This window comes from Streptomyces sp. NPDC059906 (assembly GCF_042730645.1).
Taxonomy (GTDB): Bacteria; Actinomycetota; Actinomycetes; order Streptomycetales; family Streptomycetaceae; genus Streptomyces; species Streptomyces rubrogriseus.
Genome location: NZ_JBHWKU010000003.1, coordinates 112,977 through 139,060, shown reverse-complemented (window position 1 = coordinate 139,060; position 26,084 = coordinate 112,977). Strand labels below are relative to the sequence as shown.

Below are 26,084 nucleotides of genomic sequence, written 5' to 3'. Positions count from 1 at the left end.
GCGGCTTCGGCCGAGCCGCGGGCCGTCCGGACGCGCAACGTGAGACCGACCGCGCTGCGGGCGCCGGCAAGATCGGCGATGCCGCCGCGTTCGCCGGCCCCCCCCGCGTGCCGTTCGCCACTACCACCAGATCGGTCTGCTGCCGGAGCCCGAGCGAGGCGGAGACGGACGCCGCCGCTACGGCTACGACGACATGATCCGCCTGCTGTGGATCCGCAAGATGTCCGAGGCCGGCATCAGGCTGGACGACATGCGGGCCGCCTTCGACGAAGCCCGGGACGTCGAGGACGTCCTAGGCCGGCTGGAGGAGACCCTCGCCGCCCAGGAGGCCGACATCAAGGGTCAGCGCGCGGCAGTGCGGCGACTGCGGGCCGTGGGCAGCCCGCTGGGCCTGCTCTCCCCGTTGGTCACGGACCGCCTCGGCCACCTGCCTTCTGGCGCTCTGCGCCCCTCCGACCTGGACGCCCTGCTGGTCACGGAACGGATCTTCGGGCCGCTGGGCGCCGCGATTCAGGCCGGCGTGTTCATCACCCTGGCGACCCGCCCCGACCTACGGGCCGAGGCAGACCGCCTCGACGCGGCCGACGCCGCCCTCGACGACACCGTCGACCCCCACGACCCGCGGGTCGAGGAACTCGCCGTCCAGCACTGCGCCCACCACAAGGCCCTGTTCCAGGCCATTGAAGCGGCCGGACTCGACGTGGCCGAGGAGAGTCTCTTCGAGACCTACGACGCCGAGGCGAGCGGCGGGGAGAGCCCTCAGATGAGCGCCTTCGAAGCGGTGACCAAGATGCGGCGGATCCGGGGCCGACGGCAGGGCGACGTCATCCTCCGGTCCGACGGCACCGTGTACATCTGTGCGCCGGCGCGCCCGCCGCGGAGGAGACCAACCTCGACCGGGTGCTCAACCGCCGGGTGCGGGACTCGGTGCGCGAGGCCAGGACATTCCCCGCGGACGCGTCCCGCTTCGGCGGGTGACGGGCCGGTGCGGGCATGCTCGTGGTGGCGGGGCGAGCGCGGCTTGGTCAGCCGCGTCGTCAGGTGAGTCAGCGTCCGGTCAGCACGAGTCTTCGCACACTCCGGGACAGGCGCTTGGCCGGCGATGGCGAAACAGCCTTCTTCTTCGCCTGAGCGCAGGTGACGAGCCTTCCTGCCCGAGTGGGTCGATGTTCCCCGGGATCTTCGGGTCCGAGGAGCGCCGGTGTACAGTGAACGATGCCCCTGACCAGCAGAAAGCTGGCGGGGAGCCGTCTTCCAGGAGTCCGACATGCTGCGCACCATGTTCAAGTCCAAGATCCACCGTGCCACCGTCACCCAGGCCGACCTGCACTACGTCGGCTCGGTGACCATCGACGCCGAGTTGCTGGACGCCGCCGATCTGCTGCCCGGTGAGCTGGTGCACATCGTGGACATCACCAACGGGGCCCGGCTCGAGACGTACGTCATCGAGGGGGAGCGCGGGTCGGGGGTGATCGGGATCAACGGGGCCGCGGCGCACCTCGTGCACCCCGGTGACCTGGTGATCCTCATCAGCTACGCCCAGGTCACCGACGCCGAGGCGCGGTCGCTGCGGCCCCGGGTCGTGCACGTGGACGGGGACAACCGTATCGTCGGCCTGGGCGCCGACGCGTCGGAGCCGGTACCGGGCTCGGACCAGGAGCGCAGCCCTCAGGCCGTGTCGGCCTGACGTACCGGTGTACTGACCTGCTGACCCCGCGGGGACGAGGAGCGTGTGGCCGTGAGTGACATCGAGATCCGTGACGACCGGGCCGCGGGACGGCTGGAGGCGGTCGCGGCCGGAGAGGTCGTCGGGCGCATCGAGTACTTCGTCCTGGAGGCTCCCGCGAGGGCCCTCGTCCCCGTCCACACGATCGTCGAACCGGCCCACGAGGGCCGGGGCATCGCCGGTTCCCTGGCGCGTGAGCTGTACGGGATCGCACGACGGGAGGGCGTCACCGTCGCCCCGCTGTGCCCGTACGTCGTGAAGTGGGCCGAGCGGCATCCGGACGAGGCGCCCGCCGCCGACCCGGAGCTGCTGCGTGCGGCCAAGGAGTGGCTCGTGGCGCATCCCGGGCTGTTCTGATCCCGGACGAGGTGAAGAGAAGCGGAGGGGGCGGCGTGCTGGCGCTCCTGCACACCTCGGCCGTTCACGTTCCGGTCTTCGACGCGCTGCGTGACGCGGGCCATCCGGACCTTGAACTGCGCCATCACGTCGACGCCGGGCTGCTGGAGCGGGCGCGGCGCGAAGGACCCGAAGCGGTGGCCGACGCCGTCGCCGCCGTGCTGAGGCGGGCGGTGGCCGAAGGGGCACGCGCCGTACTGTGCACCTGCTCGACCATCGGGGGTGTCGCCGAGGCGGCCGCCGCCGGGGCCGGCGTGCCGGTACTGCGCGTCGACCGGCCCATGGCCGCCGCCGCGGTGGCCGCCGGTCCGCGTGTCCTCGTCCTCGCCGCCCTGGAGAGCACGCTCGCGCCGACGGCGGCACTCATCGCGGAGGAGGCGCGCCGCGCGGACCGGCCTGTGGAGGTGCGGACCCGGCTGGTGGAGGGCGCCTGGCCGCGGTTCGAGGCCGGTGACGGCGAGGGCTACCTGCGCCGGGTCACCGAGGCGGCCGACTCCGCGACCGGCGCCGACGTGATCGTCCTGGCCCAGGCGTCCATGGCACCCGCGAAGGAGACGACGAGGGCCCGTGTTCCCGTGCTGGCCAGTCCCGAGCCCGGACTGGCCGCCGGGGCGGCGGCGGCACGCAGGGACCGGCCGAGCACGCTGGGCCACCCGGACGCCGGGGTTCCCACCGGGGAGTGAGTGGGGAGGCGGCCGTCGGGTAGGCGGGGGACAAGTCCACAGAGCCGACGTCGACCGACTGGCCGGAGGACAGCGCCATGACGAACCCGTATCCGGATCCCGTCCCGCCCGGGCCCACTCCAGGACCCTCTCCCGGTCCGGACCCGGAGCCCCCGCAACCGCACCCGGACCCGGCCTCACCACCGGCCCCCGGTCCGGAGCCGACCCCTCCGCCGCCGCCCCCGGGGCCCGGCCCGCAGCCCACGCCCCAGCCTCCGGGCCCCGGCCCGCAGCCGACCCCGCCGCCTCCCGGCCCCGGCCCGCAGCCACCGCCCGACCCGCCCGGTCCTCCCGGGCCCGCGCCGTCCCCGATCCCGCCGGGGCCCGAGCCCGTGCCCAACCCCGAGTCGGGGCCGCCCCTCACCTGAGCGAGGGGCGCCGCGGCCCGGGAGGGCACCGGGAAAGGGGTTACGCGGTGACCTCCGACCGGTCACCGCCCCACAGGGTGTGGAAGGCGCCGTCCCGGTCCGTCCTGCGGTACGTGTGCGCCCCGAAGAAGTCCCGCTGTCCCTGGGTCAGCGCGGCGGGCAGCCGCTCGGCGCGCAGCGCGTCGTAGTAGGCGAGGGCGGCGGCGAAGCCCGGCGTCGGCACGCCCTGCCGGGTCGCGGCGACCAGGACCTCGCGCCAGTCGTCCTGCGCGGCGGCGATCTCCTGGGCGAACGTCTCGTCCGACAGCAGGCTAGGCAGGTCCGGCCGGGCGTCGTAGGCGGCCCGGATGCGGTCCAGGAAGGCCGCCCGGATGATGCAGCCACCGCGCCAGATCGCGGAGACCGCGCCGAGATCGATGTCCCAGTCGTACTCCTCGCTGCCCGCGGCGATCTCGTGGAAGCCCTGCGTGTACGACACGATCTTCGAGGCGTACAGCGCCTGCTCGACGCGGTCGGCGAAGGCGGCCGCCTCCGACTCGCCGAGCGGGGACGCCTTCGGGCCGGCCAGGCCGCGCGAGGCGTCACGCAGCGCCGCGTGACCGGACAGGGAACGCGCGAAGACGGCCTCCGCGATGCCCGACACCGGCACGCCCAGGTCCAGCGCGATCTGCACCGTCCAGCGACCGGTGCCCTTCTGCTCCGCCTGGTCGACCACCACGTCCACGAACGGCTTGCCCGTCGCTCCGTCCACGTGCGACAGCACCTCCGCCGTGATCTCGATCAGGTACGAGTCCAGGCGGCCGGTGTTCCAGGTCCGGAAGATCTCCGCGATCTGCGCGGGGGAGTACCCGGCGACGTCGCGCAGCAGTTGGTACGCCTCGCCGATCAACTGCATGTCGGCGTACTCGATGCCGTTGTGCACCATCTTGACGAAGTGTCCGGCGCCGTCGGGACCGACGTGCGTCACACAGGGCGCCTCGTCCGCGGCCTTCGCCGAGATCTTCTCCAGCATCGGGCCCAGAGATTCGTACGACTCCTTCGAGCCGCCCGGCATGATGCTGGGCCCGTGCAGCGCGCCCTCCTCGCCGCCCGAGATGCCGGTGCCCACGAAATGGATGCCCTGCTCGCGCAGTTCGCGCTCCCGGCGCCGGGTGTCGGCGAAGTGCGCGTTGCCGCCGTCGATGATCATGTCCCCGGGCTCGAGGAGCGGGGCGAACTCCCGGATCACCGCGTCGGTCGGGTCACCGGCCTTCACCATGATCACCAGACGTCGCGGGCGCTCCAGCGCGGCCACGAACTCCTTGGCGGTCTCGGTCGCCACGAAGTCGCCCTCGCTCCCGAACTCCTCCACCAGCGCGTGCGTGCGCGACGCGGTCCGGTTGTGCACCGCGACCGTGTAGCCGTTGCGGGCGAAGTTGCGGGCGAGGTTGCGGCCCATGACCGCGAGACCCGTGACGCCGATCTGCGCTGTAGTGCTCATTGGGTTGGCTCCTAGTGACCTTGGTGTCCGTGGTGCCCTGTGTAGGTGGTGCCCTGTGTAGGTGGTGCCGGTGCCCGCCAGTATCGCCGGTTTCGCCGCTCGGCCATGCTGACGTGCCGGGACGCACGTCGCACTTTCTGCTTTCCGTTCTCCTCCGGAACCTCAGTACGGGCGGAAGGGGCCGGGTGCCTCAGTGGGGCGACCTCGCATCCGGCCAACGGCCGCCCCTTCCCGGCCACTCGGGGTGACCAACCGGCCGGTACCCGTCTTGTCATGGCCTGTTCGCGGCGCTTACTTTTGCCCCTCCTGACGCAATGTCGAGGGGGACCTCCATGGCCGTACGCGGCCGGCACCGCCGGTATCAGCCGAACAGGATCAACCGCGCCTCACTGACCGTCACCGCGGGGGGCGCGGGACTGGCCCTCCCCCTCGTCGGCACCGGCACGGCCCACGCGGCCGACGTGGAGACCTGGGACAAGGTCGCCGCCTGCGAGTCCACCGACGACTGGGACATCAACACCGGCAACGGCTACTACGGCGGGCTGCAGTTCACCCAGTCCACCTGGGAGGCCTTCGGCGGCACGCGGTACGCCCCGCGGGCCGACCTGGCCACCAGGGGACAGCAGATCGCCGTCGCCGAGAAGGTGCTGGACACGCAGGGGCCCGGCGCCTGGCCGGTGTGCTCGGAGCGGGCCGGACTGACCCGGGGCGGCGACCCGCCCGACATCCGGCCGGCCGGGTCCGCGGCGCCGGCGCAGAAGGCGTCGGACTCGGTGAAGGACGTCCAGCCGCAGACCACCCCGCAGTCCCGCGCGGGCAAGGCCAGGATGTACACGGTGGTCACCGGCGACACCCTCTCCGGCATCGCCGACACCCATGAGGTCCGCGGCGGCTGGCAGCGACTGTACGAGGCCAACCGCGGCGCGATCGGCTCCGACCCCGACCTGATCCTGCCCGGCCAGCGCCTGTCGCTGCGCGGCCAGGGGGCCACCAAGGCGCCCGGAGCCGAGGCGGGAAGACGGCAGGACAAGCAGCAGCCGCAACAGGACGAGCAGCGGCAGAAGCAGCAGAAGCAGCAGCGGAAAGAGCAGAAGCAAGAGCCGAAGCACGAGCGGAAGCAAGAGCCGAAGGAACAGAAGCGGCAGGAGCAGAAGCAACAGGACCAGAAGAAGGCGCCGAAGGAGTCGTCCGCCGACAGCGGCAAGGCCAAGGCGGCCGGCAAGGCCACCGCCCACCGAGCCGTCGTGGCCCCCGTCGACGCCGCCACCGGTACGCCCTACCACCAGGCGGGCTCCTCCTGGTCCAAGGGCTACCACACCGGCGTCGACTTCCCCGTCCCCACCGGCACCTCGATCAAGTCGGTCGCGGCCGGCCGGGTCGTCAGCGCGGGCTGGGGCGGTTCGTACGGCTACCAGGTGGTGGTCCGGCACGGGGACGGCCGCTACTCCCAGTACGCGCACCTCTCGGCGATCTCCGTGAAGAGCGGGCAGTCGGTGGGCGTCGGTCAGCGGCTCGGCCGCTCCGGCTCCACGGGCAATGTCACGGGCCCGCATCTGCACTTCGAGGTGCGGACGGGGCCCGGCTTCGGTTCGGACGTCGACCCGGTGGCGTACCTGCGGGCCGGCGGCGTCAGGATCTGATCCGGACCCGTTGGGGGCCGAGCACGGACGGGACGAACGGGCCGCCGTAGAAGGGGCCGTAGAAGAACGTCGGGTCGTCGCTCTCCTCCGGTGTCCGGGCTTCGTACGCCTCCTCGGCGGGGGCGGCGTCCCGGACCGGCGGTGCCACCGGTGACGGCACGAAGACCTTGTCGGACAGCCGGGCCACCTGCGGTGCCGGTGCCACCGGCGAGCCGGGCGCCACCGCACTCGTCGGCGCCACCGCGGTCGCCGGAGCCACCGGCTCCCGGACCGGGACGCCCTCGACCGGCCCGGTGGCCTGCACCGGCCCGGCGGCCTGCACCGGCCCAGCGGCCTGCACCAGCTCGGCCGCCCGCACCGGCTCGGGTGCCGCGGACCCGGCCGCTGCCGCCCCGGCCTCCCCAAGGGCCACCGGCTCCCCGGCCGGGGCCGTGGACTCGGCGGTACCGGCGCCCTCCCGCGCGATGCGCTCCGTCGTCAGCATGATCAGTCCACCGGCGGCCACCACACCGCAGCTCAGGGCGAGCACGGTGCCGGTCGTGCCGTAGCGGAACGTCTCGCCGAACATCGTGATGCCGACGACGGCGGCCACCACCGGGTTCACCACCGTCAGCGTGGCCAGTGGGGCGGCGAGACCGGCGCCCCGGTAGGAGGCCTGCGAGAGCACCATGCCGGCCGTGGCGAGTACGCCGATCACGGCCAGCGACGGCAGATCACCGGCCGACACCCCGCCGTTCCAGTCGACCGCGACCGTCTTGGTGAAGACCGAGGACATTCCGAACGCTATGCCGGACGCGGTCGCCAGCACGATGCTGCGGACCGCCGGGTGCCGGTGCGCGGCCCGGCCGGCGATCATCAGCGCGACGATCGCACCACCGGTGACCAGCGCCGCCCCGACCCGCTGCGCCGTGTCCAGCGACTGCGCGTCGGAGGCACCGACCAGGGACAGCAGACCGGCGAGACCCACCGTGGCCATCAGCGCGCCCCGCCAGGCCGTCGCACCCGCCCTGCGGCCCACGAAGAGCGCCGCCATGGGCAGCGCGAAGACGATGGTGAGCGCTCCCAGCGGCTGCACCAGACTCAGCGGACCGAGCGCCAGGGCGACCACGTGCAGCAGACCGCCCAGGCCGTTGAGCGAGACCGCCGCCCACCAGGCGGGCCGGCGCAAGGGAGCGTACTGGGCACCCGGGGACGACGCCGCGACCTGCTCCTGCACGATCGCGCCGCCCGCGTAGGCCACGGCGGAGACGAGCGACAGCAGCACGGACAACGCGAGGGCGCTCATCGGCTGCTCCTCTGCGTGAGGCGGGGGCGCTGGGCCCGGCGCGGCGAACGGTCGTCATCCATGGACAACACGATGCCGTCTCAGGGTCTTCCCGTCGTCGTCCCTGAGCATTCTTTGGGTCCTACTACCGATGGAGTACGACGGCGCCGCCGTCCTCCCCAGGGTGGGCGACTTCCGGCCCCGACCCCTGGCCCAGTCCCCTAAGGGCCCTGATACTACTGCTCTCCGTGGACCTCGACCCCGCCCTCGCCGCCCTCCGCCCGCTCGGCGGCTTCTCGGTCCTGCGCGTCTCGCGGACCGCGCCGTCACGGCAGCCCGCCGCGCTCGCTCCCCTCGCACACGTCTACGCACCCGAGTACGGAGAGGGGGCGGCGGACGTTCAGGTTCCGCTCAAGTGTTCCGACCCGCTGGGCCGTCGGGTCCGCAGGGTCGCCACCGCGCTCGGTGCCCCCGAGGCCAGGGTCGCCGCCTCCGTGGCCCAGCAGGGGCTCGCGGCCCGGCTGTGGTCGGTGACCCTGGCCTGCGCCGTCCTGTACGGACACGTCCCGGATCTCGACCCCCGTCTGCTGCACTGGGACCCCGAGGCCACCGCACCCGACGACCTGTGGCTCACCGAGGTGCGCGCCCGGCCGGGGGATGGCGCCACCGTCGCGGACGTCGTCCTCACCACCCACCTGGCCCCCCTCACCGAGGCTGTGCACACCCGCTACGGCGTCGCGAGGGGACTGCTGCGCGGCAACGCGGCCTCCGCCCTGGCCGGCGCCGGCCGGGAACTGGACCGCTGGGCCCGCAGACACGGCCGTACGGACACCGCCGCCCGCGCCCGCTCGCTCACCGCCGGCCTGCTGGCCCACCCCCTGCTCGCCGGCACCGGTACGCTCACCGGCACGTCCTTCCGACGCCGCAGCTGCTGCCTGTACTACCGGGTGCCGGGCGGGGGCGTCTGCGGCGACTGCTGCTTCCCAAGCCCGCCGGGTTCCGCCCCAGTTCCCCGCGCCCGCCGGGTTCCGCCAGTTCCCCGAGTCCGCCGGGTTCCGCCAGTTCCCCGAGTCCGCCGGGTTCCGCCAGTTCCCCGAGCCTGCCGGAGCCCGTGCGTTCCCCGAGCCTGCCGGAGCCCGTGCGTTCCCCGAGCCTGCCGGAGCCCGTGCGTTCCCCGAGCCTGCCGGAGCCCGCCCGTTCCCCGAGCCTGCCCGAGCCCGTGCGTTCCCCGAGCCTGCCCGAGCCCGTGCGTTCGCCGAGCCCGCCCGAGCCCGCCCGTTCCCCGTGCCCGCCCGAGCCGGGCAGCCTCCCGCGCCCCCCGGAGCCCTGAGGGCCACCGCCCCCTCCGCGTCCTCCGCGCTCTTCCCCAGGCGCCCGCTCTGGGTGACCATGAGGGAACCAGCCGCCGAGACGGGAGGTTCCGGGTGCGCGTGGGACTGCTGACCCGAGAGTTCCCGCCGGACGTCTACGGCGGCGCCGGAGTCCATGTCGAGTTCCTCGCCCGGGAGCTCGCCCGCCTCGTCGACCTGGACGTGCACAGCTGGGGCGAGGGCCGCACCGGCGGCGTGCTGCGCCACCGCCCCTGGTCCGCGCTCGACGGCGCCAACGACGCGCTGCGCACCTTCTCCGTGGACCTCGCCATGACCGCCGCCCTCGAAGGGCGCCAACTGGTGCACTCCCACACCTGGTACGCCAACCTCGGCGGCCACCTCGCGGGGCTCCTGCACGGCGTCCCGCACGTGGTGACCGCCCACTCCCTGGAGCCCCTGCGCCCCTGGAAGGCCGAGCAGCTCGGCGGGGGCTACGCCCTGTCCGGCTGGGCCGAGCGCACCGCGTTCGAGGCGGCCGACGCGGTGATCGCCGTCTCCGGCGCCATGCGCGAGGACGTCCTCGGCTGCTACCCGGACCTCGACGCCTCCCGGGTCCACGTCGTGCACAACGGCATCGACACCCGGCTCTACCGGCCCGACCACGGCACCGACGTGCTGGACAGGGTCGGCCTGGACCGCTCCCGCCCGTACGTCCTGTTCGTCGGCCGCATCACCCGTCAGAAAGGCGTGCCCCATCTGCTGCGCGCGGTCCGGGACATCGACCCCGCCGCGCAGGTCGTGCTGTGCGCGGGTGCCCCGGACACCCCCGGGATCGACCAGGAGTTCCGCGACCTCTTCGCCGGGCTGAGCCGCGCCCGCGAGGGCGTGCACTGGATCCCGCGCATGCTGCCGCGCACGGAAGTGATCCAGCTCCTGACGCACGCCGCCGTCTTCGTCTGCCCCTCCGTCTACGAGCCCCTCGGCATCGTCAACCTGGAGGCGATGGCCTGCGGCACCCCGGTGGTGGCCTCCCGGGTGGGCGGCATCCCCGAGGTGGTGGCCGACGGCGTGACGGGGGTACTCGTCCCGAGGGAGGACGGTGCGGACGACGCCTTCGAGACGGGACTCGCGCGCGCCCTGGACTCCGTCCTCGGCGATCCGGCGGCCGCCCGGCGGATGGGCGAGGCGGGCCGGGAGCGCGCGGTGGAGGAGTTCGGCTGGGACGCGGTCGCGCGCCGCACGGTCCGGCTCTACGAGGAGATCCTCAAGCGGGCTTGAGCCGCCCCGCCCGGGGCGGCCGAGGGTGAACGAGGGTGAGGGGAGCGGCCATGCGTCGTGGAGGTCCTTCGGTGCTCGGCATCGTGCTGGCGGGCGGAGAGGGCAAACGCCTGATGCCCCTGACCGCGGACCGCGCCAAACCCGCGGTCACCTTCGGCGGCACCTACCGTCTGGTCGACTTCGTGCTGTCCAACCTGGTCAACGGCGACATCCTGCGGATCTGCGTCCTCACGCAGTACAAGTCGCACTCCCTGGACCGGCACATCACCACCACCTGGCGGATGTCCAGCCTGCTCGGCAACTACGTCACCCCGGTCCCCGCCCAGCAGCGCCTCGGCCCGCGCTGGTTCCTCGGCAGCGCAGACGCGATCCTGCAGTCCCTGAACCTGGTGCACGACGAACAGCCCGAGTACGTCGCGGTGTTCGGCGCCGACCACGTGTACCGGATGGACCCGCGCCAGATGCTCGCCCAGCACATCGAGTCCGGGGCGGGTGTCACGGTCGCCGGGATACGGGTACCGCGCGCCGAGTCGCCGTCCTTCGGCGTGATCACGCCGGGCTCGGACGGGCAGACCGTCACCGGTTTCCTGGAGAAGCCCGCCGACCCTCCCGGCCTGGCCGACGACCCCGGTTGCGTCTTCGCCTCGATGGGCAACTACGTCTTCACCACCAAGGCCCTCGTCGAGGCCCTGCACCGGGACGCCGAGGACGAGAACTCCGTGCACGACATGGGCGGTTCGATCCTGCCCCGGCTCACCGACCGGGGCGAGGCCGCGCTGTACGACTTCAGCGCCAACCACGTCCCGGGGGAGACCACCCGCGACCAGGGGTACTGGCGGGACGTGGGCACGCTGGACGCCTACTACGACGCCCACATGGACCTGATCGCCGAGCGGCCCGCGTTCAACCTCTACAACCGGGACTGGCCGGTCTACACCCACTCCACCCAGCTCTCGCCGGCCCGCTTCAACGGCGGTGGCATCGCCGGCGAGTCGATCATCAGCGCGGGCTGCCTGATCCGCGGGCAGGTCACCCGGTCCGTGCTCTCCCCGGGGGTGGTGGTCGACCCGGGCGCGGTCGTGCAGGGCTCGGTGCTGCACGACAACGTGCACATCGGCCGGGGCGCGGTGGTGCGCGGGGCGGTCCTCGACAAGAACGTGCAGGTGCCGCCGGGCGCGACGATCGGCGTCAACCCGCAGCGGGACGGGGAGTTGTACACCGTCTCCAAGGGCGGCGTGATCGCGCTGGGCAAGGGACAGCGGGTGCCCTGACGCACACGGGACCGGACGGACGACGGCCCCGGAGGCCCGATACGCGCGTTGAGCACGGGGCCGTTGTCATGTCCCTGGACGTCAAGCGGAATCCGTGTTGTCATGCCTCTGCACCGCTGCCGTTACATCGATGTATGACATCGATGTCCTGAGCCATCAGCCACCACCCGTTCTCGAGGAGAGGGTCAGTGCGCACCAAACGACTCAGAGACAAACTCGCCCTGTTGCTGGCCGCCGCGCTCGGCGTCGCGGGACTCGCCGCCGTACCGGCCGCCAACGCGGCCGACGCCGACGACGCCGCGGAGATCCACGGCCTGAAGGGCGAGTACTACACGCAGTCCGCCCCCGGCGCCTTCGACTTCCACGAGCTGAAGGCCACCGGCTTCGACCAGCAGGTCGACTTCAACACCCTTGAGCCCCGACTCGCCTTCGCCACCGGGCAGTCGGACGACGTGAGCGTCCGCTGGACCGGCAAGCTCGTTCCGGAGGAGACCGGCGCCCACACCTTCTCGATCACCGGCGACAACGGCTTCCGCCTCTGGATCGGCGGGCAGCTCGCCATCGACCACTGGGTCGACGACTGGGACCGCGAACAGACCGCCCAGCCCATCGAGCTGACGGCCGGCCAGTCCTACGACATCAAGCTGGAGTACTTCGAGCACTACGGCGGCTCCAACCTCCACCTGCGCTGGACCGAGCCGGGCGGCAGCAAGGAGGCCGTTCCGCAGTCGGCGTTCCGCCTGCCCGACGGCTTCGACTACAACGGCGCGACGGCGACCACCGTCCAGTCCACCGGCCGCACCCTCAAGCTCGACTTCGCGAGCCCCCTCGCCGCGCCCCCGGCCGGTCTCACCGACCACCTCGAAGCGGTGATCGGCGGCGCCACCTGGCCGCTCGGCGAGACCAAGCTGGACCCCGCCGACCCGAGTGCCCTGCTCGTCGCCCTCGACCAGCCCGTCGTCGGCAACAAGGACGGCGACGCCCCCGGCACCGCCGATGTCCGCTACGACGGCCAAGGCGGCCTCACCGACACCGAAGGCAACGTTGTCAACGCCTTCTGGAGCAGCGGCGGCAACGAGTCCACCTACGAGCTGCGCACCGACTGGGCCGACGAGGTCGGGCCGGACAACGCCCTCCCGGAGTACCCGCGCCCGCAGCTGACCCGCGACGACTGGCAGAACCTCAACGGCCGCTGGCAGTTCGCCGCCGCCGAGGCGGGCGAGCAGCCGCCGGTCGGCAAGAACCTGAAGGAGCGCATCCTCGTCCCGTACCCGGTGGAGTCGCAGCTCTCCGGCATCCAGCGGCACGAGGACCGCATGTGGTACCGCCGCACCTTCACCGTGCCGCGCGACTGGCGCATCGGCTCCGCCCAGCGGCTGAAGCTGAACTTCGGCGCCGTCGACTGGCAGTCCGAGGTGTACGTCAACGGTGTCAAGGTCGCCGACCACAAGGGCGGCTACGACAAGTTCAGCGCCGACGTCACCGACGCGCTGAAGCCCGGCCGCACCCAGGAACTGATCGTCGGCGTCTACGACCCGACCGACGCGGCGAACGGCGAGAACCCGCCGCTCGGCAAGCAGCGCCTCGACCCGAGCGGCATCTGGTACACGCCCAGCTCCGGCATCTGGCAGACCGTCTGGATGGAGCCGGTCGCCCGGGACCACGTGGACTCCCTCAAGCTCACCCCCAACGTCGACGGCGCGGCGAGCACCCTCACCGTCGAGCCCAAGGGCGTGCGCGACGGCGTACGCGTGAAGGCCACGGCGTACGCCGGGCACCGCAAGGTCGCCACGGTCAGCGGCCGCACCGGTGAGCCGCTGACCCTGAAGATCCGCGACCCGCGTCTGTGGTCGCCCGACGACCCGTTCCTGTACGACCTGAAGGTCACCGTGGGACACGACCGGGTCGAGAGCTACTTCGGGATGCGCTCCATCGCCGTCGAGAAGGTGAACGGCGTCCCGCGCACCATGCTCAACGGGAAGCCGACGTTCCTGATGGCCACCCTCGACCAGGGCTTCTGGCCGGACGGCCTGCACACCGCGCCCACCGACGAGGCCCTCGCCTACGACCTCAAGCTGCACAAGCAGCTCGGCTTCAACTCGGTGCGCAAGCACATCAAGGTCGAGCCCGACCGCTGGTTCTACTGGGCCGACAAACTGGGCCTGCTGGTGTGGCAGGACATGCCCGCGATGACCGCCGGGAAGAACCCGTCCACCGCCGCCCGAGCCGAGTACGAGCGCGAGATGAAGGAGATGATCGACGAGCACGTCAGCCACCCGTCGATCATCATGTGGGTCACCTTCAACGAGGGCTGGGGCCAGTACGACATCGGCCGCGTCGCCGCGCAGGCCAAGGCCTGGGACCCGACCCGGCTCGTCAACAACCAGTCGGGCCTGAACCTCGGGGCCGACGGCGGCGCCGGCGACATCATGGACGAGCACGGCTACCCGAGCCCCGCCCTGCCACCGTCCCCGGACGGCGAACGCGCCCTGGTCACCGGCGAGTACGGCGGCCTCGGCCTCGCGGTGCCCGGACACGCCTGGTCCGTGCAGCAGTCGTACGTCGACGTCGACCCGCAGACGTACACGGACGACTACCTCACCAAGCTCGACGAGGTGCGCGCCCTGGTCTGCCGGGGCAGCAACGGCGCCGTCTACACCCAGATCTCGGACGTCGAAGGCGAGCTGAACGGCCTGACGACGTACGACCGCAAGGTGCTCAAGCCGGACGTCGAGCGGGTCAGGGCCGCCCAGGAGGCACTCATCCACGACGCGTCCCGGCCCACCCCGGCGGGCTGCACCGCCTGATCACCCTCACCCAGGGAACGACCGCACGACACAGCAGACCTTCCGGAGGTCACCGCACATGAGAGGCACCCGGCGTCTGCGGCTGTGCGTGGCCGGGGTGGTGGCAGCGTCCGCGCTGCTCACCGCCCCGGCGGCGCAGGCCGCCCCGACGACCGACCAGAACCTGACCGACCTCGTGAACCCGTTCATCGGAACGGAGAACGAGGGCAACACCTATCCCGGCGCCGCCGTGCCCTTCGGCATGGTGCAGTTCTCGCCGGACACCGGCCACAACACCGGCTACGACCACTCCGACACCCACATCCGCGGCTTCTCCCTGGTCCACCTCTCGGGCGTCGGCTGCGGCCTCGGCGGCGACCTGCCGGTGCTGCCGACCACCGGGAACGTCACCGAGACGGACTACGCGAAGTACGCCGCCTCCTTCAGCCACGACGACGAGGAGGCGAGCCCCGGCTACTACCGCGTCGGCCTCGACTCCGGCGTCGACGCGGAGCTGACCGCCACCGAGCGCACCGGGGTGCAGCGCTACACCTTCCCGGCCACCGACAAGGCCAACGTCCTGCTCAACGCCGGCCAGTCGCTGCACAAGAACATCTCCACCAAGGTCGAGGTCCTGGACAGCCGCACCGTACGCACCGCGATCACCGGCAGCGGCTTCTGCCAGGACACGAAGCCGTACACCGTCTACACGATCACCCGCTTCGACCGCCCCTTCGCCTCCTACGGCACCTGGGACGACGGCACCGTGACCGCGGGCTCGAAGACCGGCGGCGACGGCGCCTACGTCCGCTTCGACACCACGAAGGACCGTACCGTCGAGGCCACCACCGCGCTGTCCTACGTGGACGCGCGCGGCGCCGCGCGCAACCTGCGCGCCGAGGGCGGGCACTCCTTCGACTCCGTGCGCCGCGGCGCCGACCGCACCTGGGAGAAGCGGCTGGACGACGTCCGGGTCCGGGGCGGCGACGACACCCTGCGCCGCACCTTCTACTCGTCCCTGTACCGGTCCTTCCTCGCGCCCAACGTCGGCAGCGACGTGGACGGCCGCTACACCGGCTGGGACCAGGAGATCCACCGCGCCAAGGGCTTCACGTACTACCAGAACTGGTCCCTGTGGGACACCTACCGCACCCAGTCCCAGCTCCTCGCCCTGCTCGCGCCCCGTGAGGCCCGGGACATGGCGATCTCCGTCATCAAGATCGACGAGGAGAGCGGCTGGCTGCCCAAGTGGGGCTACGGCACCGTCGAGACCAACATCATGACCGGCGACCCGGTGACCCCGTTCCTGACCAACGCCTACCAGCAGGGCCTGCTGCACGGCTGGGAGGAGAAGGCCTACCGGGCGTTGCGGAAGAACGCCGACGGCGTCCCGCCCGCCGACTCGCCGGCCGTCGGCCGGGAGGCCAACCGCGAGTACCTGGCCGACGGCTTCGCGCCGTACGTCAAGGGCCGCCCGCACGCCAAGCCCGGCGACTCCGACTACGACCACGGCGCCTCCGCGACGCTGGAGTACGCCCTGTCCGACGCCATGCTCTCCCGCATGGCCCGCGATCTCGGCCACGACGCGGACGCCAAGCGGTACGCCGAGCGCGCCCAGAGCTACCGCAACGTCTTCGACCCCTCGACCGGCTTCTTCCGCGCCCGCGACGCCGAGGGCGCCTTCACCGGACCGGCCGACCCGGCGCAGAGCGAGGGCTTCCACGAGGGCACCTCCTGGCAGTACCAGTGGCTGGTGCCGCAGGACCTGCCCGGCATGATCGACCTCATCGGCAGGACCGAGGCGGCGAACGAGCGGCTCGACTCCTTCTTCGCCTACGACCAGCTCCTCGCGGACCCGGCGAAGACCGCCCGCGAGGTGTGGGTCAACGGGCCGTACGACTACTACAACGCCGACAAGTACAACCCGCAGAACGAACCCGACCTCATCGCCCCGTACACCTACCTGTCGACCGGGCAGCCCTGGAAGACGACCGACGTGGTGCACGCGGCGCTCACCCTGTTCACGGACACGCCGACCGGGATGACCGGCAACGACGACCTCGGGACCATGTCCGCGTGGAACGTGCTGTCCTCGATCGGGATCTTCCCGATCCAGCCGGGCTACGACACCTGGGGCCTGTCCACCCCGGTCTTCGACCGCGTCGACCTCACCCTCGACCGCCGCTACTACCCGCGCGGCGCCCTGACGATCACCGCACCCGGCACCTCGGACACCGACCGGTACGTCCAGTCGGCCCGCACCGACGGCTCGGCCTACGCCCGGACGTGGCTGACGACGGACGCCCTGCGCTCCGTGCGGTCGCTCGCGTTCACGGTCGGCCCGCAGCCGTCCGGGTGGGGTACCGGGGCAGAGGCGGTGCCGCCGCCGCTGACCTGAGCCGACGCGAGCACAGGCGCCCCATGCGTCACAGCAGTCCCGCCCCTGCCGACAGGGGCGGGACTTCAATCTCTTGTTAACTGTGCGTAACTTGATCTTACTTGACCGTAATCGTCGGAGAGCGATTGACTGCTTGTCCACCCGTTGTCCATCCGCGGCCCATCCGCCCCCATCCGCCGCCCATGCGTCGTCCTTGCGAGGCAAGCCCTTGACTCCCGATCCGCTCGCTCCCCTCGACCTGGCGTTCTGGAACATCGAGTCCGCCGAGCACCCCATGCACCTGGGCGCGCTCGGCGTCTTCGAGGCCGACTCGCCCACCGCGGGCGCGCTCGCGGCGGACCTGCTCGCGGCCCGCGCCCCCGCGGTGCCCGGACTGCGGATGAGGATCCGGGACACCTGGCAGCCGCCGCTGGCCCTGCGCCGGCCGTTCGCGTTCGGCGGCGCGACCCGCGAGCCCGACCCCCGCTTCGACCCGCTCGACCACGTGCGGCTGCACGCCCCGACCACGGACTTCCACGCCCGGGCCGGGCGCCTGATGGAACACCCCCTGGAGCGCGGACGCCCCCCGTGGGAGGCACACGTGCTGCCGGGCGCGGACGGCGGGTCCTTCGCCGTGCTGTTCAAGTTCCACCACGCCCTGGCCGACGGTCTGCGTGCCCTCACCCTGGCCGCGGGCGTCCTCGACCCGATGGACCTGCCGGCACCCCGGCCCCGCCCCGAGCAGCCGCCGCGCGCACTCCTGCCGGACGTGCGCGCCCTGCCCGACCGGCTGCGCGGCGCCCTGTCCGACGCCGGGCGCGCCCTGGACATCGGTGCCGCCGCGGCGCTGTCCACCCTCGACGTGCGTTCCTCGCCCGCGCTCACCGCCGAGTCCTCCGGGACCCGCCGGACCGCGGGGGTGTCCCTCGACCTGGACGACGTGCACCACGTCCGCAAGACCACCGGCGGCACCGTCAACGACGTACTGATCGCGGTCGTCGCGGGCGCCCTGCGCCGCTGGCTGGACGAGCGCGGCGACGGCAGCGAGGGCGTCGCACCCCGCGCCCTCATCCCCGTCTCCAAGCGCCGCCCGCGCAGTGCCCACCCGCAGGGCAACCGGCTCTCCGGGTACCTGATACGGCTTCCGGTCGGCGACCCCGACCCGCTCTCCCGCCTCGGCACGGTCCGCGCCGCCATGGACCGCAACAAGGACGCCGGGCCCGGACGCGGCGCCGGAGCCGTCGCCCTGCTCGCCGACCACGTCCCGGCGCTCGGCCACCGGCTCGGCGGGCCCCTGGTCTCCGGGGCCGCCCGGCTCTGGTTCGACCTCCTGGTCACCAGCGTGCCCCTGCCCAGCCTCGGGCTGCGGCTCGGCGGGCACCCGCTCACCGAGGTCTGTCCCCTGGCCCCGCTGGCCCGCGGCCACTCCCTGGCGGTGGCCGTCTCGACGTACCGCGGACGGGTCCACTACGGCCTGGTCGCCGACGCGAAGGCGGTGCCGGACCTCGACCGGCTCGCCGCGGCGGTGGCCGAGGAGGTGGAGACGTTGCTCACGGCGTGCCGTCCCTGACCCCGGCGGGTTTGGATCCACGCCGCGCGCTGAATAAAATCCGCTGTTCGACAGCGGTCGCCCCCAAAGCGCCGCAACGGTGACCAGGGAACGGCAGCGGCGATGACGGTGACACAGGACGGCTCGGCGACCACGGACGAGGTGGCCGCGGGCCGGGCGGCCACGCAAGAGGTGTCCGCGGGAGAGGTGACCGCCGCCGCCTACGGTCCCGGCATCGACCCCGAGCGGCTCGCCGTCTGCCTGAGCGTGCTGGAGGAGCTGGACACCCTCGACGTCGACCATCCGGACGCGATCCGGGTCCGCCGGGCCACCTCGCACATCTACCGCACGGTCAAGCAGCGCCGCCGCCAGGAGCGCCGCGCCGCCAAGACCGCCCACGACAAGGCGGTCACCGAGGCCACCGCCACCGGGTCCGCCGAGCGCATCGACGACGAGACCGAGGGCCTGCTGCCGTCCTCGCGCACCGAGCAGGGCACGATCGCCGGCATACTCCAGCGGCCCCGCTCCTGCTACGTCTGCAAGCAGCGCTACACCGAGGTCGACTACTTCTACCACCAGCTCTGCCAGGACTGCGCCGCCGAGAACCGGGCCCGCCGCGACGCCCGCGCCGACCTCACCGGCAAGCGCGCGCTGCTCACCGGCGGCCGCGCCAAGATCGGCATGTACATCGCGCTCAGGCTGCTGCGCGACGGTGCGCACACCACGATCACCACCCGCTTCCCCAAGGACGCCATCCGCCGCTTCAAGGCGATGGACGACTCCGCGGACTGGCTGCACCGCCTGGACGTCGTCGGCATCGACCTGCGCGACCCCGCCCAGGCCGTGGCCCTCGCCGAGCGGATCACGGAGCAGGGCCCGCTCGACATCCTGATCAACAACGCCACCCAGACCGTGCGCCGCCTGCCCTCCGCGTACGCCGCGCTGGTCGAGGGCGAGAGCGCCCCGCTGCCCGCCGGTGAACTGCCCGCGCACCAGGTCATCGGGGCCTTCAACTCCGGTGCGGTGGACGGCCTGGCCGCGCTGCCGCTGGGCACCTCGGGGCTCGACGCGCAGCAGGTGGCCGACCTCGCCCTGGTCGCCGGCAACGCCAGCGTGGTCCGGCACCGCGACGGCACCGCCATCGACGCGGGCGGCCTGGTGCCCGACGTCGTCGACTCCAACACCTGGGTCCAGACCATCGAGCAGATCTCCCCGGTGGAACTGCTGGAGACCCAGCTGTGCAACTACACGTCGCCGTTCATCCTGATCAGCGCGCTGCGCGCCTCGATGGCCGAGGCCGCGCGCAAGGCGCCCGCGGGGCGTGCCTACGTCGTCAACGTCTCGGCGATGGAGGGCGTGTTCGCCCGCGGTTACAAGGGTGCCGGTCACCCGAACACCAACGCGGCCAAGGCCGCCATGAACATGGTGACCCGGACCAGCGCCCAGGAGATGTTCGACACCGACCGGATCCTGATGACCTCCGTCGACACCGGCTGGATCACCGACGAGCGTCCTCACTACGACAAGCTGCGCCTGGCCGACGAGGGCTTCCACGCCCCGCTCGACCTGATCGACGGCGCCGCCCGCGTCTACGACCCCATCGTGCGCGGCGAGGCGGGCGAGGACATGTACGGCGTCTTCCTCAAGGACTACGCGCCCGGCAAGTGGTGACCGGGTGCTCCCGGCACCCCCGGCACTCCGGGCGGCCGGTGCCGTCCGGTCCGCACCGGACGGTGCCTCAGTCGACCGCGCCCAGCCGCGAGTTCCGTGCCGCCGTCAGCTCCAGCACCGTGCGCCAGTCCTCCAGGACCCCGGCGTCGAAGACGGCGGTGCGCGCCTCCTCCTCGGCCTGACGCAGGCTGACCAGGTCGTCGTCGTGGTCCCAGGCCTCCGGGTGGGCCCGGCGGCGCACCAGGCGGGCGACACGGGCGCCGAGCAGCGGCCCTACCGCGGCGGCCGTCCTGGCGGTCGGGCTGCCGGGCCACAGCAGTCGTCCCACCGGCGAGACCAGCCCCGCGACCTGGAGCTCCTTGTCCGCCGGGCGGCGCCGACGCAGCAGCGCCGCTGTGCGCAGCGCGTGCCCGTGCGGATCCCCGGCCCCGCCGCCGGCCCCTCCGGCGGGCCGTTCGCCCCGGCAGGCGTACAGCAGGTCCATCAGCTCCTCGACACTGCGCAGTTCCATGCCTCGGTCCTCCCACGAGACAGCCGTTGCCGACGAGCAGCAGACCATGGCGAGCTTGCGCCGCAGCCAACGGCAACTTAACTGCCCGCCCCGGCGCCGCCGGCATTCGAAGGTGCGGACCCCGATGTAGGCCGAACGGGTGAGTTGCACACCGTGCGGAAGCGGGGAAATCAGGGCAGACTCGGGTCAACTGGGCGCGGAGCGAAGGGCAATGGTTCTCCCATCTTTTGAGCCCCATAGAGCGCACCCCCGCTCATTTGGTTAATCTGGTCCGGACGGGCGGCAGTACAGGGCACTACCCACACCCAGGTCCGTCATGGGACAAGCCGGTTCACAGCGGCCTGCTTCCGCACGAGTTGCCGGCGCCACCGCGTCCGAACTGCATTCGACCCACACCCGAGCGGGCGCCGGGTGCCGGACAGGAGACTGGCGTCGGCAGCCCCCAAGGGTGACCCGACACATAAGGAGTGCGCGGTGACACCGGAAACGACGACGACCCCAGAGCAACGCACCGAGGAACGCACCGGGCGGTCCGGCCGCCGGCCCGGCGAGATCGGCAGCCTCGACGTGTGGGCGCGCTCCGCCCCCATCCGCCTCGCGGGCTACGAGGAGGACCTCGCCGAGCCGCACATCCTGCCGAGCGTGGACTGACCCGCCCGCCACCCACCGAGGCCGACGCACGCATGGGCGTGCCACACTCACGCCCATGCTGATCAGGGAAGCCACGGCCGGCGACTGGCCGCACATCTGGCCCTTCTGGCACCGCATCGTCGCCGCCGGCGAGACCTACGCCTGGGACCCGGACACCTCCGAGGAGGACGCCCGGGCCCTGTGGACGAGCCCCGCCAAACGCGTCTACGTCGCCGAGGACGACACCGGTGCCGTCGTCGCCTCCGCCTACCTCACCCCCAACTACGGCGGCCCCGCCGCCCGCATCGCCAACGCCGGCTTCATGGTCGACCCCGACCGGGCCGGACGCGGCGCCGGCCGGGCCCTCGCCGAGTACGTCCTGGACGCCGCCAGGGCCGACGGGTACCGGGGCATGGTCTTCAACGCCGTCGTCGAGACCAACCCGGCCGTCCGGCTGTGGACCTCCCTCGGCTTCACCATCCTCGGCACGGTGCCGGACGCCTTCGACCACCCGCGGCACGGGCGGGTCGGCCTGCACATCATGCACCGCGCCCTGTAGGGCTCCCCGCCCCCTCGGCCGAACGGCGCCGCCCGCCGCCAGGGCCGCAGCGCCTCGATCCGCTGCGCCGGCTCCAGCAGGGCCGCCTCTGCCTTCAGGCCGGCGGCCGGGCCGTTCCGGTGCTGTCCCGCTCGATCAGTCGCGGCACCGGCACCCGCACCGTCCGGGCCGGACCGCCGTCGAGGAGGGCGGTCAGCTCCGTGGCCGCCGTGCGGCCGAACTCGACGCTGTCCCGGGACAGGGCGGACAGCCAGGGCTTGACCATGCGGCACAGTGCCGAGTCCTCCCAGGCCACCACGGACACGTCCGCCGGTACCGAGAAGCCGAGTTCGGCCGCGGCGGCGACCCCGGCGACGGCCATCACGTCGTTGTCGTAGATCAGGGCGGTCGGGGGAGCGGGTGCCTCCAGGACGCGGCGGGTGACGGCCGCTCCCTCGGCGTCCGAGTAGTCGGTGGTCACCGACTCGACCTCGCCCAGACCGCGCCGCCCGGCCTCCGCGCGCAGGGCGCGGATACGGCGTTCGGTGTGGGCGAGGTCCGGCAGCCCGGCGATGTGCACGATCCGCCGGTGCCCGAGCGCGTACAGCCCGTCCACCAGCGCGGCCATCGCACCCGCGTCGTCCGCCCACACCGTCGACAGCCCCGGGTGGCGCTCGTCCGGGGCCCCGCCGATCACCACGGCGGGCAGGCCGAGTTCGTCGAGCAGGTCCGGGCGTGGATCGTCGGTGCGCGGGTCCACCACGAGGACGCCGTCCACCCGGTGTTCGGCCCACCAGCGCCGGTACACCGCGCACTCGTCCGCGACGTCCTGCGCCACCTGGAACAACAGCCCCAGGTGCCGCTCCGCCAGCACTTCCTGGATGCCCGAGACCAGTTGCAGGAAGAAGGAGTCCACGCCGAGGGTGTGCGCGGGCCGGGCCAGCACGAAGCCGACCGTCGCCGCGCCCTCGCCGGACAGCGCGCGGGCCGCCGTACTGGGCCGCCAGCCGAGCTGCTCGGCCACCCGGCGCACCCGGTCCCGGGTGATCTCGGAGACCCCCGGCCGGTCGTTCAGCGCGAACGACACCGCGCTCTCGGAGACCCCGGCCCGGCGCGCGATGTCCTTCATCGTCGGCCGGCGCGCGGCGGGCCGCTTGGCGGGCATGCGCGCTCCTTTCCTCGGTGCGAGTGGTGCGAGCGGTGCGAGCCGCCTCAACTAAAGCGCTTGAGTGTGAAGATCCTAAAGCGCATTAGTAGTTTCTGGCAAGAGCCTGCTCACGACGCGCTGACCTGCACTAATGCTGTGTCATCTGCTTTAGTTGGCGTGAATCCATTGACTTTCCGCGGAATCGCCGTGCATGGTCGCTGGCATCCCACCGCCGACGTCCTTCAGGGAGACGTGTCACCGTGCCCACCTCGCGCAGAACATTCGCCGTCGCCGCCGTCGCCGCCCTCGTCCTGCCGCTCAGCGCCTGCGGTTCCGGGGGCGACGGCGGTTCCTCGACCGACGCCTCGGGCAAGGTCGAGGGCGACATCACCTTCCAGACCTGGAACCTGCGGGCCAACTTCAAGGACTACTTCGAGGGTCTGATCGCCGACTTCGAGAAGAAGTACCCCGACACCCACGTCAAGTGGGTCGACCAGCCCGGCGAGGGCTACGCCGACAAGATCAGCGCCGACGCCGCCGGCGGCACCCTGCCCGACGTCGTCAACGTCTCCCCGGACCTGGTCGCCCCGCTCGCCAAGGCGGGCCTGGCGCTCGACCTGGACAAGGCCGCCGGCCAGTACGAGAAGGAGTACCTGGAGGGGGCCTGGGCCAGCCACCGGATACCGGGCATGGACGGCACGTACGCCTTCCCCTGGTACCTCAACACCGGCCCGCTCTTCTACAACAAGTCCCTCTTCGAGAAGGCCGGACTCGACCCCGAGCAGCCGCCGAAGACGTACGACGACCTCTTCGACGCCGCCCTGAAGATCGCCGACAAGACCGACGGCGAGGTCGCCACGCTCGCCAACGTGCCCACCATCGAGGACTTCGGCCGCTACGGCGCGTCGCTCATGAACAAGGAGGGCACCGCCTTCGCGTTCAACGACGCCAAGGGCGTCGAACTCCTCACCCACTACAAGGAGCTGTTCGACGCCAAGGCCCTCGACGCGCAGGCGCTGACGGCCACCCCGGAGTCCACCGGGAAGAAGTTCCTCACCGGCGCCGTCGCCATGAACCCGGGCAGCGCGCTCGACCTCGCCAACTTCAAGAAGCAGGCACCCAGCCTGTACAAGAACATCGGCATCACCGACCAGATCACCAGCACCGGCCACGTCAACATGTACGTGATGGGTCTGATGGTGAACTCGCAGAGCGACCGCAAGCCCGCGGCGGTCGCCTTCGCGCACTACGTCACCGACGCGGCGCACCAGATGTCGTTCGCCAAGCAGGTCGCCATCTTCCCGAGCACCGCCGGTTCGCTGGACGACCCGTACTTCACCAAGGAGGACGGCACCGACGAGACCCGCGTCCGGGTCGCCGCCGCCAAGTCGCTGAAGACGGCCGTCAACTACACGCCCGTGCTGTTCAGCGAGCAGATGAAGACCGCGCTGCGCAACGAGGTCGCCAAGGCGCTCCAGGGCAAGCAGAGCCCCAAGGAAGCCCTCGACAACGCTGTCAAGGCGTGCGACCGGCTCCTCCAGCAGCAGGGCTGAGACATCATGGCGAGTCCCACCCTCACCACCGGCACCCCGGACGCCCGCAAGGGCGGCGTCCGGCGCGTGCGGCGCCAACTGCCCACCAGTCCGTGGCTGTTCGCCGCACCGGGTCTGCTGATCACCGGCGCGTTCATCCTGTACCCCTTCGTCTCCACCCTGGTCAACTCCTTCACCGACCGCCGCACGCTGGTCCCGGGCGAGTTCGTGGGCCTCGACAACTTCCGCGAGCTGCTCCACGACGACATGTTCTGGATCGGCCTGCGCAACAGCTCCCTGTACGTCCTCGGGGTCGTTCCCGCGCTGGTCCTGCTGCCGCTGCTGCTCGCGCTGCTGGTGCAGAAGAACATCCCCGGCATCACCTTCTTCCGCTCGGCCTTCTACACCCCGGTCGTCGCCTCGATCGTCGTCGTCGGGCTGATCTGGGTCTGGCTCCTCGACGAGCGCGGCCTGGTCAACTCCCTGCTGGAGACGCTCGGCGCCAGTCCGGTCGGCTTTCTCAGCGACCAGTGGCTGATCCTGCTCAGCGCGATGGGCGTCACGGTCTGGAAGGGCCTCGGCTACTACATGATCATTTACCTGGCGGCGCTGGCCAACGTGCCCCGCGAACTGCACGAGGCCGCCGCCGTGGACGGCGCGGGCGCGGTCCGCCGCTTCCTCACCGTCACGGTGCCCGCCGTCCGCTCCACCATGGTCCTGGTCGCCGCCCTCTCCTCGGTCGCCGCCTTCAAGGTCTTCTCCGAGGTGTACCTGATGGCGGGCCCGAACGGCGGGCCGGCCGGCGAGGACACCACCCTGGTGATGCTGGTCCAGCGCACCGGCACCGGCCTCACCGGCCGGGTCGGCTACGCGTCCGCCATCTCCGTCGTCGTCTTCGTCGTCACCGTCGTCCTGATGCTGCTCGTCCTGCGCGCCGACCGGAAGGAGGACGCGTGAGCACCGCCGAGAAGACCCGGCCCGCCGAGCGGACCAGGCCCGCCGCCCGGGAACGCAAGCGCGAACCGCGCATCACCGACGAGCACGGCCGCCGCGTACGCGGCTGGGAACTGGCCCTGAGCTACCTGCTGCTGCTCGGCGTCCTCGCCCTGACCATCGGGCCGTTCCTGTGGCAGCTGTCGACCTCGCTCAAGGGCCCCACCGAGGACATCTTCAGCTCCCCGCCGAAGTTCCTGCCCGCCGACCCCACCCTGCACAACTACCAGCGGGTCGCCGAGACCATCCCCGTGTGGGACTACGCCCTGAACTCGCTGAAGGTCGCCGCGGCCAACGTCGTCACCAACTGCGTCGGCGCCGCCCTCGCCGGCTACGCCCTGGCCCGCCTGCGCTACCGCGGCCGCCGCGTCGCCACCCTGGTGTTCATCCTCGCCATGCTCGTGCCGGTGGAGGGCATCATCATCGCCCAGTTCACCACCATGCGGGAGCTGGGTCTCAACAACACCCTGGTCGGCGTGGTACTGCCGGGGTGCGTCAGCGCCCTGAACGTGCTGCTGATGCGCAACGCCTTCCTCAACCTCCCCTACGAGATCGAGGAGGCCGCCTTCGTCGACGGCGCCAACGTCTGGCAGCGCTTCTTCCGGATCGCGCTGCCCGCCGTGAAGGGCACCCTCGCCGTCGTCGCGATCTTCGCCTTCATGGGCGCCTGGGACGACTTCCTGTGGCCCCTGATCGTGCTCAGCGACCCGTCCAAGTTCACCCTGACCATCGGCCTGAACTACCTGCACGGCACCTTCGCCAACGACGAACGCCTGGTCGCCGCCGGCACGATCATCGCCGTGGCGCCGCTCATCGCCCTCTTCGCCTGCCTCCAGCGGTACTTCTTCCGCGGCGTGGGCGAGGGCGCCGTCAAGGGCTGAACCACCCGCTTCCC

19 protein-coding genes and 2 pseudogenes are annotated in these 26,084 nt (G+C 72.1%); 17 read left to right on the top strand and 4 right to left on the bottom strand.

Translation table 11 applies throughout. From position 1 onward, the window contains the following. Positions 1 to 71 precede the first annotated feature (71 nt). The 4 genes and pseudogenes from ACFV9J_RS06030 to ACFV9J_RS06015 all read left to right on the top strand — a co-directional run. A pseudogene (locus tag ACFV9J_RS06030) lies at positions 72 to 793 on the top strand (MerR family transcriptional regulator); the annotation flags it as partial. A gap of 474 nt (positions 794 to 1,267) precedes the next feature. Continuing rightward, entirely contained in the window at positions 1,268 to 1,687 is a 420-nt protein-coding gene (gene panD / locus ACFV9J_RS06025; RefSeq protein WP_385350473.1) for an aspartate 1-decarboxylase, read from the top strand. Between the two features lie 51 nt (positions 1,688 to 1,738). Further along, a complete protein-coding gene (locus ACFV9J_RS06020) occupies positions 1,739 to 2,083 on the top strand; it encodes a GNAT family N-acetyltransferase (protein ID WP_385350470.1) in 345 nt (114 codons plus the stop codon). 35 nt (positions 2,084 to 2,118) lie between these two features. Continuing rightward, a complete protein-coding gene (locus ACFV9J_RS06015) occupies positions 2,119 to 2,805 on the top strand; it encodes an aspartate/glutamate racemase family protein (RefSeq protein ID WP_385350467.1) in 687 nt (228 codons plus the stop codon). A 447-nt stretch (positions 2,806 to 3,252) separates the two neighbouring features. Here ACFV9J_RS06015 and gndA read toward each other — a convergent pair whose 3' ends face one another. Beyond that, the gene (gene gndA / locus ACFV9J_RS06010) at positions 3,253 to 4,692 is read right to left on the bottom strand and encodes an NADP-dependent phosphogluconate dehydrogenase (protein WP_164277553.1); all 1,440 of its coding nucleotides are present in this window, start codon (positions 4,690 to 4,692) and stop codon (positions 3,253 to 3,255) included. Positions 4,693 to 5,024: 332 nt separating this feature from the next. Here gndA and rpfD point away from each other — a divergent pair, with 332 nt between their 5' ends. Then, positions 5,025 to 6,332: a resuscitation-promoting factor protein RpfD gene (gene rpfD, locus ACFV9J_RS06005; RefSeq protein WP_385350465.1), complete on the top strand. Its 1,308-nt coding sequence runs from the start codon at positions 5,025 to 5,027 to the stop codon at positions 6,330 to 6,332. Here rpfD and ACFV9J_RS06000 read toward each other — a convergent pair. After that, positions 6,322 to 7,617 carry a DMT family transporter gene (locus tag ACFV9J_RS06000; protein WP_385350462.1) on the bottom strand — a complete coding sequence of 432 codons (1,296 nt, stop codon included), beginning with the start codon at positions 7,615 to 7,617 and terminating at the stop codon, positions 6,322 to 6,324. The two genes, rpfD and ACFV9J_RS06000, sit on opposite strands and share 11 nt — an antisense overlap. A 227-nt stretch (positions 7,618 to 7,844) precedes the next feature. Between ACFV9J_RS06000 and ACFV9J_RS05995 the strand changes: the two are divergent. The 7 genes and pseudogenes from ACFV9J_RS05995 to ACFV9J_RS05965 all read left to right on the top strand — a co-directional run. Then, positions 7,845 to 8,600, top strand: a pseudogene (locus tag ACFV9J_RS05995) ((2Fe-2S)-binding protein); the annotation flags it as partial. 420 nt (positions 8,601 to 9,020) lie between these two features. After that, positions 9,021 to 10,184 (top strand): glycogen synthase, encoded by a 1,164-nt coding sequence (gene glgA / locus ACFV9J_RS05990; protein ID WP_385351313.1) that lies wholly within the window; start codon positions 9,021 to 9,023, stop codon positions 10,182 to 10,184. A gap of 50 nt (positions 10,185 to 10,234) precedes the next feature. Further along, positions 10,235 to 11,455, top strand: a complete 1,221-nt coding sequence (gene glgC / locus ACFV9J_RS05985) for a glucose-1-phosphate adenylyltransferase (protein WP_385350460.1) — start codon at positions 10,235 to 10,237, stop codon at positions 11,453 to 11,455. Positions 11,456 to 11,643: 188 nt separating this feature from the next. Beyond that, the gene (locus ACFV9J_RS05980) at positions 11,644 to 14,262 is read left to right on the top strand and encodes a PA14 domain-containing protein (protein ID WP_385350457.1); all 2,619 of its coding nucleotides are present in this window, start codon (positions 11,644 to 11,646) and stop codon (positions 14,260 to 14,262) included. A 58-nt stretch (positions 14,263 to 14,320) separates the two neighbouring features. Further along, the gene (locus ACFV9J_RS05975; RefSeq protein ID WP_385350454.1) at positions 14,321 to 16,639 is read left to right on the top strand and encodes a GH92 family glycosyl hydrolase; all 2,319 of its coding nucleotides are present in this window, start codon (positions 14,321 to 14,323) and stop codon (positions 16,637 to 16,639) included. Positions 16,640 to 16,847: 208 nt separating this feature from the next. Then, positions 16,848 to 18,188 (top strand): wax ester/triacylglycerol synthase family O-acyltransferase, encoded by a 1,341-nt coding sequence (locus ACFV9J_RS05970; RefSeq protein WP_385350452.1) that lies wholly within the window; start codon positions 16,848 to 16,850, stop codon positions 18,186 to 18,188. Between the two features lie 102 nt (positions 18,189 to 18,290). Then, entirely contained in the window at positions 18,291 to 19,838 is a 1,548-nt protein-coding gene (locus tag ACFV9J_RS05965; RefSeq protein WP_385350449.1) for an SDR family NAD(P)-dependent oxidoreductase, read from the top strand. Positions 19,839 to 19,905: 67 nt separating this feature from the next. Here the strand turns inward: ACFV9J_RS05965 and ACFV9J_RS05960 are convergent, their stop codons facing one another. Next, positions 19,906 to 20,349, bottom strand: coding sequence for a hypothetical protein (locus tag ACFV9J_RS05960; RefSeq protein WP_385350446.1), 444 nt, complete (start codon positions 20,347 to 20,349; stop codon positions 19,906 to 19,908). 474 nt (positions 20,350 to 20,823) lie between these two features. On the opposite strand from ACFV9J_RS05960, the gene ACFV9J_RS05955 reads away from it, so the two are divergent. After that, the gene (locus tag ACFV9J_RS05955; RefSeq protein ID WP_385350444.1) at positions 20,824 to 21,000 is read left to right on the top strand and encodes a hypothetical protein; all 177 of its coding nucleotides are present in this window, start codon (positions 20,824 to 20,826) and stop codon (positions 20,998 to 21,000) included. 55 nt (positions 21,001 to 21,055) lie between these two features. Beyond that, positions 21,056 to 21,538, top strand: a complete 483-nt coding sequence (locus ACFV9J_RS05950; protein ID WP_385350441.1) for a GNAT family N-acetyltransferase — start codon at positions 21,056 to 21,058, stop codon at positions 21,536 to 21,538. 94 nt (positions 21,539 to 21,632) lie between these two features. Here ACFV9J_RS05950 and ACFV9J_RS05945 read toward each other — a convergent pair whose 3' ends face one another. Continuing rightward, the gene (locus tag ACFV9J_RS05945; RefSeq protein WP_385350438.1) at positions 21,633 to 22,682 is read right to left on the bottom strand and encodes a LacI family DNA-binding transcriptional regulator; all 1,050 of its coding nucleotides are present in this window, start codon (positions 22,680 to 22,682) and stop codon (positions 21,633 to 21,635) included. A 242-nt stretch (positions 22,683 to 22,924) separates the two neighbouring features. On the opposite strand from ACFV9J_RS05945, the gene ACFV9J_RS05940 reads away from it, so the two are divergent. From ACFV9J_RS05940 to ACFV9J_RS05930, 3 genes are read left to right on the top strand one after another with little or no spacing between them, the layout of a single operon-like run. Next, positions 22,925 to 24,217, top strand: coding sequence for an ABC transporter substrate-binding protein (locus ACFV9J_RS05940; protein WP_385350435.1), 1,293 nt, complete (start codon positions 22,925 to 22,927; stop codon positions 24,215 to 24,217). 6 nt (positions 24,218 to 24,223) lie between these two features. Then, on the top strand, positions 24,224 to 25,153 hold the full coding sequence (locus ACFV9J_RS05935; RefSeq protein WP_385350432.1) for a carbohydrate ABC transporter permease: 930 nt from the start codon (positions 24,224 to 24,226) through the stop codon (positions 25,151 to 25,153). Then, positions 25,150 to 26,070: a carbohydrate ABC transporter permease gene (locus ACFV9J_RS05930; RefSeq protein WP_385350429.1), complete on the top strand. Its 921-nt coding sequence runs from the start codon at positions 25,150 to 25,152 to the stop codon at positions 26,068 to 26,070. Before ACFV9J_RS05935 ends, ACFV9J_RS05930 begins: the two co-directional genes overlap by 4 nt. Positions 26,071 to 26,084: the final 14 nt, after the last annotated feature.